Here is a 13,118-nt window from a genome sequence, read left to right as displayed (position 1 = left end):
TCTGTTTCAATAAAACTGGTTTTAGAAAAATCAATAGAAAAGGTATTTTGCTTGAAAAATCATTCTCTAATCTTCCAGATTTAGTAGGATATTACGGCATAGGCGAATTTTCAGGTATACGATTAATTGGGAGCGTTGATCAAAGTGTATTACCTTATGACAGAATTAGAATTTCGCAAGTTGGCGTCAAAAATAACAAATTAGACTTAGAATTCTCCAAAATTGAAGTTAAAAGATTAAAATAATTATTAACAACTTATGTACATTGATTCGCAATGGGTTATGAAGGGTATCTGAGTGATAGAATGCTTATGAGTAGAGATGCACTAAATCGAAAACAGATCAAAATAAAAATCATAGAAGAAGATGAAAGAAGTCGCGACTTCTCCAAAAATGGGGACAGGGTATTGATAAAGAAAATATTATTGATAATTCAAAATCTGGAAACTGAAGAGATAGAAGAGATAGAACTAGATATAGAAGCGCTTGAAAACAGAATGAAGAAAGAGAGACTATTCACATCCTCAAATAGATGGGTTCCTAGGATAGATATTAAAAATAATTTTGTTTCAGGGAACAGACACATTTATTTATTATCTGATGCAATAGCATTAGATATAGTTTCGTTTTAATCAAATCGAAGCGCCGCTGATCAGACTCGGACTGATGACCTACTGGTTAACAGCCAGTTAAGCTTCACAATGCATTCATTATGAATTTGCTCTACCAAGCTGAGCTACAGCGGCACTATGCTAATAAAAAATGTAAAGAATAAATAAATGTTATGTTTGCTACCTTGTTCTTCTATTCAGAAACTAAACGTTATGATCAAATCTGACTCATTATAACAATGATAAATAGATTATTTCATAATGTTCTAGGCTTTGGAGTATATGTATACTCCATCAAGAAACACCCTAGAGTCTTTATTTTTTATCCTAGTAGAAGATTCTATATTTGCAGCTGTTTGAGATACATGTTCGATATTTGGTCCTGTAATCAAAATATCATCGCCTTGAACAGTAACCTTAGTTTCCTTCCCAAGTATCTTAGATACCCTCGCGGATCGTTCTCCAAAAAAGTTTTCAATAAAGACCTCATGGCCCTTTATCTTGACGGATATGGGGAAGTGTGCAAATACTATTTTTAATTTATATGTGAATCCTGTTGTAGATCCCTTTATCATGTTTCTAATAAGACTATGCACCGTATTGACCAACGCAAAATCGCTTTTTCTATTCCCATAAGATCTTATTGTAATTTTTTCATTACTAATATCTATCACCGCTGGAATTTTCGTAAAATCCTTTTGAACTTTTCCATTTGTACCGGTTGCGGTAATGAGGTTCTGATCCTTATTAATCGTTACCCCTTCTGGGATAACGATCTCATTTGTGTAAAATTCAGGCTTAGTAGACATAACCTATAAGTGCACCTCCTAGACCTTCATTTTGGGCATCATGGTGAGACATAATTCCTTTACTGGTAGACACTATTAATATACCCATATTATATGATGGAAGAAACTGGCGTTCCCAATCTAAGTATCGATCTTTCTTCACACTAAATCTGGGAGTAATAATCCCACATTTATTAATTTTAGCCAAAAGTTGTATTCTAAACTTACCCAATCTCCCGTCATCGACTTGTTCGAATTCTCCGATATATCGTTGTTTTTGCATCACCCTTAAAACTTCACTTGAGAATTTTGACGCGGGCAAAACTATACATTCTCGTTTTCTCCGCATCTCATTATTATACAGAGTAGTGAATAGATTAGATAAAATGTTTAATGCTGGCACTCAACAATCACCTATTCGTATTTCCTAAACCCTAATGAGAAGGCAACTTCCCTAAAACATCTTCGACATAGCATAAGATCATAGGAACAGATCATACCACTAAAGGATCCACACCTTTTACACCATCGAGTACCCTTGCCGTGAGCTAACTTCTTCCTTCCGGTGAGGGCATAATCTCTTATTTTAATTTTCAATTGACTTCAACTCCGAAGTGAGCCTTGAAGAATTCAATTGACTCGTCTTTTGTAATTTTGTGATTTTTGCCGATCTTACTGGGATTTCTCCTTTTTGAAATTCTGTAACCGGGTCTAGTCAAAGCGGCACATACATCCATTCCAAATATACCAATATCAGGATTATACTTTGTACCAGGAATATCAATATGTTCATGGATTCCAAAAGATATATTACCATTATTATCAAATGATGAATTCTTTATCACATTCCTCTTAGATTCCATTATTCGTCTTAAAAAGTTTGTGGCATCTGTTCGTCTCAAGGTAACCATTGCACCTATTGGCTCACCTTTGTGAATCCCAAAATCTCTAACGCTTTTTTTTGCCCCCCTCACACTTGGAGTTTTTCCAGTTAGCTCAGATAAAGCATTCTTAGCTTTCTCAACAGGATCTCCAGATTTACCTACACCAATATTAATTACCACCTTAGATACGTGAATTTCTTTCATTGGGTTTATTTTATCTTCACTCATTATCCAGCACCTCTAATACAGGCTTTTCAAAACCAATAGGCATTACTATGTCAACTGGCAATTCCACGGTTTTTTCATCAAGTGTTAATACAACTCTTTTAGGTAACGAAAACATACCATCCTTAATCTCTTCTACCTTTCCAATTTTGCCTGCGTTTTCACCCTGAACCACAAGTATATTACATCCATTCTCGAATTTTATATGTTGTTCTATTTTTATTAAAGGAATCGTTACTAAACAAGAATCACCAACATTCATATCTCTATTATCCGATATCAAGGTTTTACCATCGTGAAACCCGTATTGGATTTTGTTTCCTCGATAACTCACTTTACTGGTGATTTTTAACAGTTTGATTGTCTTTTCTGCAGTTTGAGTAGGGACTAGTAATTTTGAACCTTTTGGCACCAATCTATATGTGATACCACTCGGTACTATCTCTATAATATCCATAATTCCCACGCCGAAACGCTCATCTCTCCTAATTCTGCCATCAACCTTAATCTGTCCCGAGTTTAATATTCTCTTAGCCTCAGTTAAATTTGAACACAAATGCAAAACATCGCGAATTAATACGCCGATGGAATAGCATTTTGTTTTTGCATATGGGCCAGGTCTGGGTGCCAGAATGAAAGGTGATTCTTTACGCTTAATATCCCAGAATTTAGGTGCCATTTGTCTTTTTAATTTGGTACTACCACTTTTTTTTACCATTTAATTTTCACTTTTTTCCTCATTTTTTTCAGGTGTAATCACTGTTTGTTTTCTTGACGATTTATTAATTTGTTCCTGATTTCCGATCTTATTCTTTCGATATTTATCATCTAGGTGTAATGAGGTAATACGAACATTGGAGGCATGAATTTGAACTTTAACTTGTCCACCTTTGATTTTTTCTCTTTGAACACCTTCTATACTAAGTCTTCCCTTTACGGTATTAAGTTTCTCTACCTTTCCCTCTACCCCCTTGTATTCTCCTCGCATGATTTTGACGGTATCGCCTTTAACGATTCTCAAACTCTTTGTATTGTATTCCTTCTTCAAATTATTTGACAAATTTGAACATATATTATTTGATTTTCTTTTCATTTCTTTCACTTATATAATCATAGACGCTAAGTTAGCAATTCGTGGCCACTTTTCAGCAGCTTCAGCAGCTACTGGCCCTTTCAAATCTGTTCCTTTAATTTCGCCCTCTGTTGTAACCAAAACAGCAGCATTATCCTCAAAAGATACTCGGACGCCATTCAACCTCCTAATTGGATATTTCTGTCTGACTATGACAGCTCCAAAAATTTGTTTTCTGAGTTCGGCAGGTCCTTTTTTTACAGTAACTGTGACGAAATCACCGACAGCGGCTGCAGGTAGCCTTGAATGTCTTCCTTTATATCGAGTTACTTGAGCAATTTGTAATATTTTTGCACCAGTATTGTCTGCACAAACAAGATTAGCATATAGTGGGAGTGCTCTAGTAACATATGGTCTAAATTCTTCTACTCCTCTTGAAGATACGGCTCTTGATTTAGTTGACAAAGTTATTCACTTACCTCCACAACAGCAAAAGAAATGGTTTTTGACAAGGGTCGACATTCTGCAATTTTAACTTTGTTTCCGTCAGATACATCCATGCAGTCAGATATGAATGCGTGAATTTTTGATTTGCTTCGCTCATATCTTTTATACTTGTCTACAAATCTGGAATATTCTCGCTCTACTACCACCATGTTTTTTCCTTTATGACTAACTACCGTCCCTACTATCAATTTTCCTCTTAGTGAAAGTGACCCGCAAAATGGACAATATCTATTAGTGCATGTTTTCTTTGGAGCTTTTACCTGGATACCAATATTCTTAGCCATAATAATCACTTTAATATGTTAACTAGTTCCTCTGGTCTGCCTAATAATCGCTTGCCATCAAGTGTATATGTTTCACCTGCATGACAAATTACATATTCACAGATTTCATTTTTTGGAATCCTTATAATGCTTTTGTTTTGATGGCTAATCAAGAATAACATGTTCTTAGTTTCATTTACAATAGTTCCTGACCTGTTTGAATTCTTTGTATTTCTGGATTTAGTAATATTAATAAATCTACCGAGATATTCGTCCAAATAAATAAGATCCCCTGTTTTCATTTTTTATCTCTTAGCTCCAGTTCTTTCATTCATGAGGGTAAGAATTCTCGCTATGTCTCTTCTTTTCCACCTAATAACTCCAGCTTCTTTCTTTAGAGTCCCTTTGATCGATTCAGAACGAAGTTTAGCTAAATCTACCTTCAAATCACTTAATTTGTCTTTAAGATCTTGATCGTTAAATTGTCTTAATGTCTTAGTTCGATTTCTTGACAATTATTTATTTATCTCTCCCTTATTTTCTAATATTTCTTTCTGCGGTTTTGTTTCACCAGGTTCAGGCAGTTCATTTTCATTTGAAACTGACAAATTACTAGTATCTTGTTGGTTTTTTTGATTGCTATGATCCTTAAAGTTAGTTATGAGTTCAAACTCTGGTGGTGTAGCATTTTTTATCGCAATTTTCAGTCTAATTCCCATTATTCCCATTTTTGTTAGGACATGTGTAATCCCTTCTCGCACGACTCTATCAGCCATATTGCCACTTTTTGGAATAATCCCAGAAGAATGTTTCTCAAAATGGGCCCTTTCACTACGTAACTTTCCGGAAATGGTCACTTCAACGCCGAGTGCGCCAGCGTTCTTTATGGTATTCACCGTCCACAAAGCAGCTCGCCTGAAAGCAGTGCCTCTTTCAATGAGTTGTGCCAACCTGTTGCACATTATCTTCGGATTTAATTCTGGTACTTCTACCTCAACAACTGAAATTTGTGGATTGGTTAAACCAAATTTTACCTCTAACTTTGATGTAAGATCTCTAATGCCACTTCCCTTTCTTCCAATAACAAGTCCTGGTCGTGTGACGTACAAGGTGAGTCTAGTACCCAAAGGTGATTTCTGAATATCAGCTCCTCCAAATCCGGCATCTTTTAATTCCTCTTTTAGAAATTCATCTAATTCAGTATTGCGATAATTGTTTTTTAACACGTTTTTGATTGCATTCAATTAGGATGACCTTCCTTCCATAGCTACAATTTCGACATGAACCAGGGTATCATATTTTGGACTTGCTCTTCCCATAGCTCTAGGGGTGAATCTTTTCAACTTTGTTCCCTTATGTACAACGACCGAAATGATTTTGAGTCTATCCAAATCCATTCCCTTATACTCTGCATTAGATTCTAGGTTATCTAACAACTTCAGGAATTCGGAAGTTGATTTGTGCGGATATCTACCTGAGCAAAAACCATCTTGGATATTAGATCGATGGGCTACTTCATTGTTGTATCGCCGATAGGGAACCGCTATTTTTCTTATCAAGACATCCTCCAAGAACTCTCTTGCTTTTTCTATGGTTTTATTGTTTATAGATATGGCAATTTCTCTGGAATGCTTGTGTGAGATAGATTTGTCCCTTATTGCGGCCCTTACATGTCTTGACTTTTCATACTTTTGAAATGAATAAGAATAATCTGGCATTTATATCACTTTAATGGGACATACAAACTTGAACGCGATGAACCAACTCCAGGTGCTCCATGTTGAACTCGTTTATTCGTAATAGCGTATTCACCCAGATAATGACCCACCATTTCTGGTTTTATAACGTAGGAGACAAATTCCTTTCCGTTATGAACTAAGACAGTTAACCCGATCATGTCGGGCAAAATAATCATATCCCTTAGATGAGTTTTTAACTGGCCTTTGAGTTTACCATCTCTAGCTAATTTCAAATCTTCTCTGAATTTTCTCTTTTCATCATTCATATAAGTGGAGAGCCTTTTGTCCAGAGATCTTCTTTGTCTTGAATTTAAGAGCGGCATGAGTGTTTCAATTGAAAGCTTTTGGATTTGCTCTCCTGAATATCCTTTGAATTTAAATTCACGTACCATTTTTTTACATCCTCCTATACATAATTATTAATTTAGTCTTTTTAGAAAAATTTTCCATATTTTAAACCAAACCTAAATTAGTTGCTAACTGTCTTGCGCCATCCACATTCTTGAATTTCATAATTGCTTTCTTACCTCTAATGGTATTAAAAGTATTTACTTCGCTAATATCTGCTTCATAAATTATCTTCATAGATTTAATGATCTGACCTTTGGTTGCCTTATTATGGACTATAAAACTAAGTTTGTTCTCTTTTTCTATAATATTGAAGGTCTTTTCGGTCACATAAGGCTCAAGGATTATCTTACTTGCAATATCAGCACTAATTTCTAATTTCTTGTTATATAGAAACTTATTCATGCCAAGCTCTCCAAAATAATATTTTTTGGGATTTTCAAAGCACCCAATTCGTTCAATGAATTTTGCGAAAACACCACTAGCCTTATTGGTCTTGCACCAGGTGCAAGGTCCAGTACACTCAAGTCCTTTACACTTTTTACACCAATCCCAGGTATAGATTTATCCAATTTCAACAATTCACACTCGGTATTTCCAACAACTATTAATGCACTTTTTCCAATACGGTTTGGACGACCCCTTCTCTTGGGCTTCCCCGAACGTTTCTTGATAGATTGTTCAACTCTTTTAATATCTTCTTCTAAACCTAATAGCCGTAAAATGTCAAGTAAGCTTTTGGTTTTACCCACATTCTCAATATCGCTAGTAACTACAAGGGGAAAAGATTTTATCCCTTCTATTGAATGACCTCTTCCGATTATTAATTCACTTTGACGGGTTGATGATATAGCAGAGAGAAGAGCAATATTATTCTCCTTCTTGTTTAGTTTCTTATGTGTTACCTTCCAAGCTTCTGGTGGATGTGCAAGTCTGCCTTTTCTAACACCTGCTACTCCGGCAGCCTGCCCTGCACGAGAAAATCCTTCACCTTTAGCTCTTGCCAGTCGAGCGATACCTAAACCGGTATTCCTAGATTCAGCGCTGACGATTTCCCCGGCAGCCGGATACCTACCCTGTCTCTGGAAACGGTGAGAATACAGATTAACGAAGGCTTTTTTGATAATTTCGGGACGATATGGAAAATCAAATATTTTTGGTAGATCTATATCTTCGGTTTGATTACCTTTTAGATCGAATAGCTTAGTTTTCATTTATACAATTACCTCCAATACCTTGGGTTCGCTTATTTTTGTTTGTTTGCTCCTTATTGGTTGTCTCAACTTTACTAATCTCTTTGGAACCCCAGGTATGGTTCCTCTAACTATCATATAATCTCCATCTACTAAACCAAAATGTTTGAACCCTCCTTTTGGATTAATATTTACCACTTCAGTATTATCTGAACTTGACATTACCAGAATCCTCTTATTATATTCAGTACGCTGGTGAAACCCTCTTTGTCCTTGTCTAGCCACAGTATACATTACCACTGCGGGTGAGATAGGCCCTAACGTTCCAACAGCTCTAACACTTTTCCGTGATTTGTGCTGTTTTCTTTTAACTCCAAATCTCGTAATTGGACCCTCAACACCCTTTCCTCTAGTAATACCATGGACATCGATATTCTGTCCTGTCTTAAATACATCAGCTACTCTCACTTCTTGACCTAGTTTAGATTTTAGGAATTCAAACTTGACCTGATTATCACCTCCGGATACTGGGATTTCGTAAATAAATGGAACCTTTTGCGATATTCCAATCTTATTGGGAAAAACTGCGACTACTGCGTTTAAGTGCTTGACAGATCCGATCATTCCTTGGGCTTTTTTTAGCCCATCCTCAGAATACTTGGTCTTGTACTTTGAAGATAAATCTTTAATGCTTTCCTTAGCATAAACGTCGAATACTGCGTGCCTACCATATCCATCTTCAGAATAACCTCTAATTCCAACTATTTTTAGAGGGGGTAAAGATATCACTGTAGAATGATTCATTAGCGGTTTACCATAATTTGGAGTCTTCTCCTTATCATCAATTGTCATAACCTGAATTTGACCTACTTTAAATCCGGCAAAACCAACCAAGCCAACATTATCACGACTAGAATTTTCGGGCCAAGTTCTGATTCTAGCTTCTAAGCTTTGTGCTCTGGCCCGTGGTCGAAATGCAATGCTACCTCTTCGTGGTGTGCTATATTTTCGGTGACCCATAGATACAAAAATTTTTCTGATCCCTTTAATAAGTTTATTATCGCTATTAGTCGATTAGGAAGATGGAAGACAAATATTAAGAATAGACAAAACTCCATAAATTGATTCCTCTAATCTGACTGTTTGAGTACCTTGATTTGGAAAGAAATTATAAGAATAGTACTTGGAAATGTCCATTTTCTCTTTTGATAAAATAGAGTTCAATCCAAATTTTGGTGATCCGAAAACAACTAAGATTGAATTATTGCTTAATTGTCTATTGGCCTTAGATAACTCATTCTCAGACGGGTTAAAGTATTTTGAATATTTAGACGTAAGGATAATGTTAGAGATAGGAAACTTTTCCAAAATATTTTTTAATTCTCTTATTTGATACACATTGTAACCCCAATATTTCTCTGTTATTTCATTTTTTTCGATATCAACAGCATTAATGTAATTTTTATGCTTTAGTAATTTTACGTTGACCTTCCTACCACCTTGCTTAAATTTCCCTTCGTATTTGATAGGTATTTTAAGTCCAACATCTACAACATAGGCGTCACCTCTTTTCTCAACAACCCCAACCCTAATTTCGCCAGCTTTGATGTCATTTATTTCTATCTTATCTTTATGATGATGTGACCTTATTGGATGAAGCTTCCCAGCATGTTTCAATATATCGATTTTCGGATAGATTTTCTTTCGTAAGTATTGAGGCGTATCAAGATATTCAAGGATAGTTACCATGAATTGGAGATCATATTTGCTTGTACTTAGTAACTTATCATGATATATGAATACGTTATTAACTCTAAAAATCGACAACGCTCTTGCTAATTGGAAAATTTTTAATGTCTTATCAATTTCAGTTGAAACGTCATACAAGAACGAGTCTGGAATGGAAACATCAAATCTCAATAGTTGAAATGTAGCTCACCGTTGATTTAGCAACTCGTTCACTGCTCCTTCCAAATAACCCTCAGATCCAAAAAAACTGTATCTCAATATTCCCTCTTTATCTATAACTACGGAGGAGGGTGTTCCCCTCAATCTATAAGTCTCAAATGTCGATGCCGAAAATTCCTTATTTTGCAAATAATTTCGCACTTTGTCGATAAGATCTGCTTTATCTTTGTCAGAGAACGTAGAAAAATCAGGAAAATATATATCAATAAAATCAAAAATCATCTTGTCTGAAACATCGAATGGCATTTTAATAACATTATCAAATGCTACAGGAAATGGTATCTTATAATATAACTTATTTCCGTCAACCAATTTGCCATGTTGTTTTAACGCCTTAAATGTCTCTCCAATTACTTGATTATCTGAAAGTAAAAGTTCAAGGTTTTGTAAAGTATTTTTGTCATAATCTTCGAATGCAGTTGCTACTCCTAATATTTTGACATTTTTATTCTTAAATTTTTCATAGAGAGAAATCGCATGAGGAATTCCATATAAAAAACACCCTGGACAATTAACTTGAAAGACTTCTATAACGACAACATTTCCCGCCAATTGATCTATATTAGTTGGTGTACCTTGTACCCATTTAGAAATTTGCAAATTAGGTGCTTTGGAACCAATTTCAATTGCCATTAATAATCATTTTTTCAATTAAACAGGAATTATTTAAATGGTCGTATGATCAAATAAACTATATTATTATGACAATCTAAATCAAAGTAGGTCAAGATTGACTTTCTTTATCTTGAACTTGTTTTGAATAATTCTCTATTTCTTCTAACGGCATCATTCGCAAAGTTTTTGATTTTGAATCAATTACTGCCAATCTGATGTGTTTAGTACCGGTCTTTTCTTCACTAACCATGAAGATAGATTCAATAGCAAGTACACATGCTTTGTCAAGACTAATATCATTCCTATAATTCTTTTCTAGGTGTTCAGTTACTTGTTCGCTTCCTGCACCAATTGCCACAGCATCGTATCCGATGTATGTACCGCTTGGGTCAGTTAGATACAAGCCTATTCCATTCTTGTCTACACCAGCCAATATCAATGCAACGCCGAAAGGCCTGGCTCCAGCATATTGAGTGTACTGTTGGGCCATATCAGCTAAATTTTTTGCAACGCCTTCAACGTCTACTACTTCATCATAAATAAGGCGGTTACTCTGGGCAAAAAATCGTGCATGGTCAACCTGTGTGCGAGCGTCTGGAATATACCCTGCTGCGGCAAGACCTATGTGATCATCTATCTGAAATATTTTTTGAGTTACATTAGATATTTGCAATTTTCTCGTTTTTTCTTCTACTGCAAGGATTACACCATCAGTGCTTTTGATCCCTAAAGCTAGCGTGCCTCTCCTAACGGTTTCGATTGCATATTCAACCTGATATAATCGCCCATCAGGTGAGAAAACAGTAATTCCTCTATCATAACCTGCTGCTGCTGGTAACAAATCAACTAGATTACTTCTAAATCTTTATTTATAGTTACCTTATTTAAAAAATAAAGGATTATTTACCCAATAACATGAATATAGTTGGCTAGTTGTTAACCGAAGAAATTCAATTTTGTGGCCACAAAAATATTCGTTCATTACATACACGAACAATAGAGATTACCAAAGATCCTAACCTAACCCTTAATGGCGATTGTATAATAGGAGTTAGCGCAACCAAATCATGTTCCGATCTTACAAGTGCTATGAAGAATAAAATCAGGAGAAATCGATCAATAGTAGAAATAGATTTGATAGTTGAGCCCTTTTCTATCAAAATACATGGGATTGGAAATGATAATCTCCTCCTAACACATCTTCATGATATCGTATTAAGAAAAAGCAATTTTATTTGTGATAGGACTCTGTGTCTAAGCTGTAATGTTAGTGCCATACAAATTCCTAGAAAGATGATAGATTTATTAAAAGACCCTTCCAAACAAGGTCTTTTGGTCATAGGTGTAGAATAAATAACTATGACCACCCATTCGTTTACCTTATTAGTCAAGCCTGCTAAAAGTAGATCTTGTTATGCGTTCATAAGCATCGACATATCTTTGAGATATTTTTTCAATAATCTCTTTTGGTAATTTTGGAATATTTGGTTCTAAACGATTATTATTGCATTTTTCTACCTCTTTTCTGAAGCCTATCCCCTCTAACCAGTCTCTTAAAATTTGTTTGTCATAACTATCCTGAATGTGTCCTACTTGGTAATCGCCTTTATTCCAGATTCTAAATTCATCAGGTCCAATTGAATCACCCAGGATTATTTCTCCTGTAATTGGATCTTTTCCGAATTCAAATTTGATATCAGAAAGAATAAAGCCCGAATCCGAAACGATTGTATTTACTTGCTCAAACAAGTCAAGAGATTGTTTTTTTAGTTGCATTAGTTCCGTTTCATTTAATAACCTATTTTTAAGAATTTGTGTTTCCGAGAGAGGTTTATCATGTTGGTCAGATTTAGTAGTTGGATCAAACACAAGACCGGGCAATTTTGAAGCCAATTGCAAATCATTATTTGCAAAATATTCCTCCGTCCCAGAAATCTCTATAGAATTCTGAAGATACCTAGTATATAAGCTTCCATATAGGTATGATCGAACTACACACTCTATTGGAATCATATTCAACTTTCCTACCTCAATCTTATCGGTATCTACTCTTCTCCTAAAATGGTTTTTCCCTTTTAATATTTTAAACCAATAAAGTGCAAAATCACAGAGGACTTTTCCCTTATAAGGAATTTCATCATTTAGTATAACGTCAAACGCAGATATCCTATTAGAAAAAGAAAAAATTAGTGTGTTGTTATTGGTTTCATAGATGTCCTTTACTTTGCCTTTCCTAATTAGTTTCAACTTGATAAACTTTCCACATGTTAATTATAAGTTTTAAATTTATAGGCTCGCAATTTATGATGTAATCATTTGATCATTAATCCAACTGACAAAATCCTTTTGCAATTGTTATCGTTTCTGGAGTCTGACGAAGGTATTAGAATCACATATAAATCGAACTGGAAAAAAATTTTCATTAATAAGAATTTGCTAGGAAGTTACGTATTACTCTTGAGTTACAAACCTCTTAAAAATATGCAAACTTTGTCGAATTCTAGAATTTTTCATGAGGAGGGTAGAAATTGTAGTTCTGATGAAATTGTTTATCTTAATACCCTTTCCGAAGTGCTGGAACTAATCCATTCAGAATTTGGTGATATTGCGGTTTCCGAATACTGAACTCGATAAAATTAAAAGTCAATTAGTGGAATTAAGAGCTTTTCCACTTGTAGTAAACTGTTCCAGCTTTACATGACGCAGTCAAATTTGAATTCATATAAGTAGATTCAACTTCAAGTTCAGATAACAACGAATCTATGCTTTGTTCTTCATTTTTTGATTCTGCGAAGCGATTAATAATCTCCTCTTTAGAGAATTCCATACTGTTATTTATTTTTAAGAAACTAAAAAATTGGTCTTTGTTTAGCATTTCAAGTTTATAGTACTTTAAGGTTCATAA

Annotated in this window: 25 protein-coding genes and 1 tRNA gene; 4 read left to right on the top strand and 22 right to left on the bottom strand. The window is 34.9% G+C overall.

Annotated elements, in window-relative coordinates:
* Window positions 1–47 precede the first annotated feature (47 nt).
* Window positions 48–245 (top strand): hypothetical protein, encoded by a 198-nt coding sequence (locus NMY3_RS10170; RefSeq protein WP_196815755.1) that lies wholly within the window; start codon window positions 48–50, stop codon window positions 243–245.
* A 66-nt stretch (window positions 246–311) separates the two neighbouring features.
* Window positions 312–632, top strand: a complete 321-nt coding sequence (locus NMY3_RS10165; protein ID WP_231099999.1) for a hypothetical protein — start codon at window positions 312–314, stop codon at window positions 630–632.
* Between the two features lie 11 nt (window positions 633–643).
* On the opposite strand, the gene NMY3_RS10160 is transcribed toward NMY3_RS10165, so the two are convergent.
* The 20 genes from NMY3_RS10160 to psmA form a co-directional block, all read right to left on the bottom strand.
* Window positions 644–746, bottom strand: a tRNA-Asn gene (locus tag NMY3_RS10160).
* Between the two features lie 131 nt (window positions 747–877).
* Window positions 878–1,420 carry a 50S ribosomal protein L6 gene (locus tag NMY3_RS10155; protein WP_196815753.1) on the bottom strand — a complete coding sequence of 181 codons (543 nt, stop codon included), beginning with the start codon at window positions 1,418–1,420 and terminating at the stop codon, window positions 878–880.
* Window positions 1,410–1,802, bottom strand: coding sequence for a 30S ribosomal protein S8 (locus NMY3_RS10150; RefSeq protein ID WP_144732809.1), 393 nt, complete (start codon window positions 1,800–1,802; stop codon window positions 1,410–1,412). Before NMY3_RS10150 ends, NMY3_RS10155 begins: the two co-directional genes overlap by 11 nt.
* A gap of 11 nt (window positions 1,803–1,813) precedes the next feature.
* On the bottom strand, window positions 1,814–1,990 hold the full coding sequence (locus NMY3_RS10145; RefSeq protein ID WP_144732956.1) for a 30S ribosomal protein S14: 177 nt from the start codon (window positions 1,988–1,990) through the stop codon (window positions 1,814–1,816).
* A 2-nt stretch (window positions 1,991–1,992) separates the two neighbouring features.
* Window positions 1,993–2,511 carry a 50S ribosomal protein L5 gene (locus NMY3_RS10140; protein WP_196815752.1) on the bottom strand — a complete coding sequence of 173 codons (519 nt, stop codon included), beginning with the start codon at window positions 2,509–2,511 and terminating at the stop codon, window positions 1,993–1,995.
* Window positions 2,504–3,226: a 30S ribosomal protein S4e gene (locus NMY3_RS10135; protein ID WP_196815751.1), complete on the bottom strand. Its 723-nt coding sequence runs from the start codon at window positions 3,224–3,226 to the stop codon at window positions 2,504–2,506. Before NMY3_RS10135 ends, NMY3_RS10140 begins: the two co-directional genes overlap by 8 nt.
* Window positions 3,227–3,601 (bottom strand): 50S ribosomal protein L24, encoded by a 375-nt coding sequence (gene rplX / locus NMY3_RS10130; RefSeq protein WP_196815750.1) that lies wholly within the window; start codon window positions 3,599–3,601, stop codon window positions 3,227–3,229.
* 9 nt (window positions 3,602–3,610) lie between these two features.
* Entirely contained in the window at window positions 3,611–4,045 is a 435-nt protein-coding gene (locus NMY3_RS10125; RefSeq protein WP_196815749.1) for a 50S ribosomal protein L14, read from the bottom strand.
* Window positions 4,046–4,047: 2 nt separating this feature from the next.
* The gene (locus tag NMY3_RS10120; protein ID WP_196815748.1) at window positions 4,048–4,371 is read right to left on the bottom strand and encodes a 30S ribosomal protein S17; all 324 of its coding nucleotides are present in this window, start codon (window positions 4,369–4,371) and stop codon (window positions 4,048–4,050) included.
* 5 nt (window positions 4,372–4,376) lie between these two features.
* On the bottom strand, window positions 4,377–4,628 hold the full coding sequence (locus NMY3_RS10115; RefSeq protein ID WP_196815747.1) for a ribonuclease P protein subunit: 252 nt from the start codon (window positions 4,626–4,628) through the stop codon (window positions 4,377–4,379).
* 27 nt (window positions 4,629–4,655) lie between these two features.
* On the bottom strand, window positions 4,656–4,865 hold the full coding sequence (gene rpmC / locus NMY3_RS10110; protein ID WP_196815746.1) for a 50S ribosomal protein L29: 210 nt from the start codon (window positions 4,863–4,865) through the stop codon (window positions 4,656–4,658).
* Entirely contained in the window at window positions 4,866–5,594 is a 729-nt protein-coding gene (locus tag NMY3_RS10105; protein ID WP_231099998.1) for a 30S ribosomal protein S3, read from the bottom strand.
* Window positions 5,595–6,068, bottom strand: coding sequence for a 50S ribosomal protein L22 (locus NMY3_RS10100; RefSeq protein WP_196815745.1), 474 nt, complete (start codon window positions 6,066–6,068; stop codon window positions 5,595–5,597).
* A 5-nt stretch (window positions 6,069–6,073) separates the two neighbouring features.
* The gene (locus NMY3_RS10095) at window positions 6,074–6,481 is read right to left on the bottom strand and encodes a 30S ribosomal protein S19 (RefSeq protein WP_144732838.1); all 408 of its coding nucleotides are present in this window, start codon (window positions 6,479–6,481) and stop codon (window positions 6,074–6,076) included.
* Between the two features lie 61 nt (window positions 6,482–6,542).
* Window positions 6,543–6,842, bottom strand: a complete 300-nt coding sequence (locus NMY3_RS10090) for a 50S ribosomal protein L23 (protein ID WP_196815744.1) — start codon at window positions 6,840–6,842, stop codon at window positions 6,543–6,545.
* Window positions 6,839–7,651 carry a 50S ribosomal protein L4 gene (gene rplD / locus NMY3_RS10085; RefSeq protein WP_196815743.1) on the bottom strand — a complete coding sequence of 271 codons (813 nt, stop codon included), beginning with the start codon at window positions 7,649–7,651 and terminating at the stop codon, window positions 6,839–6,841. Before rplD ends, NMY3_RS10090 begins: the two co-directional genes overlap by 4 nt.
* Window positions 7,652–8,650: a 50S ribosomal protein L3 gene (locus NMY3_RS10080; RefSeq protein WP_196815742.1), complete on the bottom strand. Its 999-nt coding sequence runs from the start codon at window positions 8,648–8,650 to the stop codon at window positions 7,652–7,654.
* 54 nt (window positions 8,651–8,704) lie between these two features.
* A complete protein-coding gene (locus NMY3_RS10075; protein WP_196815741.1) occupies window positions 8,705–9,550 on the bottom strand; it encodes a putative RNA uridine N3 methyltransferase in 846 nt (281 codons plus the stop codon).
* A gap of 15 nt (window positions 9,551–9,565) precedes the next feature.
* Entirely contained in the window at window positions 9,566–10,231 is a 666-nt protein-coding gene (locus tag NMY3_RS10070; protein WP_196815740.1) for a peroxiredoxin family protein, read from the bottom strand.
* A 91-nt stretch (window positions 10,232–10,322) separates the two neighbouring features.
* Entirely contained in the window at window positions 10,323–11,054 is a 732-nt protein-coding gene (gene psmA / locus NMY3_RS10065) for an archaeal proteasome endopeptidase complex subunit alpha (protein WP_196815739.1), read from the bottom strand.
* 92 nt (window positions 11,055–11,146) lie between these two features.
* Between psmA and NMY3_RS10060 the strand changes: the two genes are divergently transcribed.
* Window positions 11,147–11,566, top strand: coding sequence for a DUF371 domain-containing protein (locus NMY3_RS10060; protein WP_196815738.1), 420 nt, complete (start codon window positions 11,147–11,149; stop codon window positions 11,564–11,566).
* A gap of 30 nt (window positions 11,567–11,596) precedes the next feature.
* On the opposite strand, the gene purC is transcribed toward NMY3_RS10060, so the two are convergent.
* Window positions 11,597–12,460, bottom strand: coding sequence for a phosphoribosylaminoimidazolesuccinocarboxamide synthase (purC, locus tag NMY3_RS10055; RefSeq protein ID WP_196815737.1), 864 nt, complete (start codon window positions 12,458–12,460; stop codon window positions 11,597–11,599).
* A gap of 69 nt (window positions 12,461–12,529) precedes the next feature.
* Here purC and NMY3_RS10050 point away from each other — a divergent pair, with 69 nt between their 5' ends.
* The gene (locus NMY3_RS10050) at window positions 12,530–12,838 is read left to right on the top strand and encodes a hypothetical protein (protein ID WP_196815736.1); all 309 of its coding nucleotides are present in this window, start codon (window positions 12,530–12,532) and stop codon (window positions 12,836–12,838) included.
* Window positions 12,839–12,869: 31 nt separating this feature from the next.
* On the opposite strand, the gene NMY3_RS10045 is transcribed toward NMY3_RS10050, so the two are convergent.
* Window positions 12,870–13,088, bottom strand: coding sequence for a hypothetical protein (locus tag NMY3_RS10045; RefSeq protein ID WP_196815735.1), 219 nt, complete (start codon window positions 13,086–13,088; stop codon window positions 12,870–12,872).
* Window positions 13,089–13,118 lie beyond the last annotated feature (30 nt).

The organism is Candidatus Nitrosocosmicus oleophilus, from assembly GCF_000802205.1.
In the GTDB taxonomy this organism is placed as follows: domain Archaea; phylum Thermoproteota; class Nitrososphaeria; order Nitrososphaerales; family Nitrososphaeraceae; genus Nitrosocosmicus; species Nitrosocosmicus oleophilus.
This window is presented reverse-complemented; position numbering and strand designations above follow the sequence as displayed.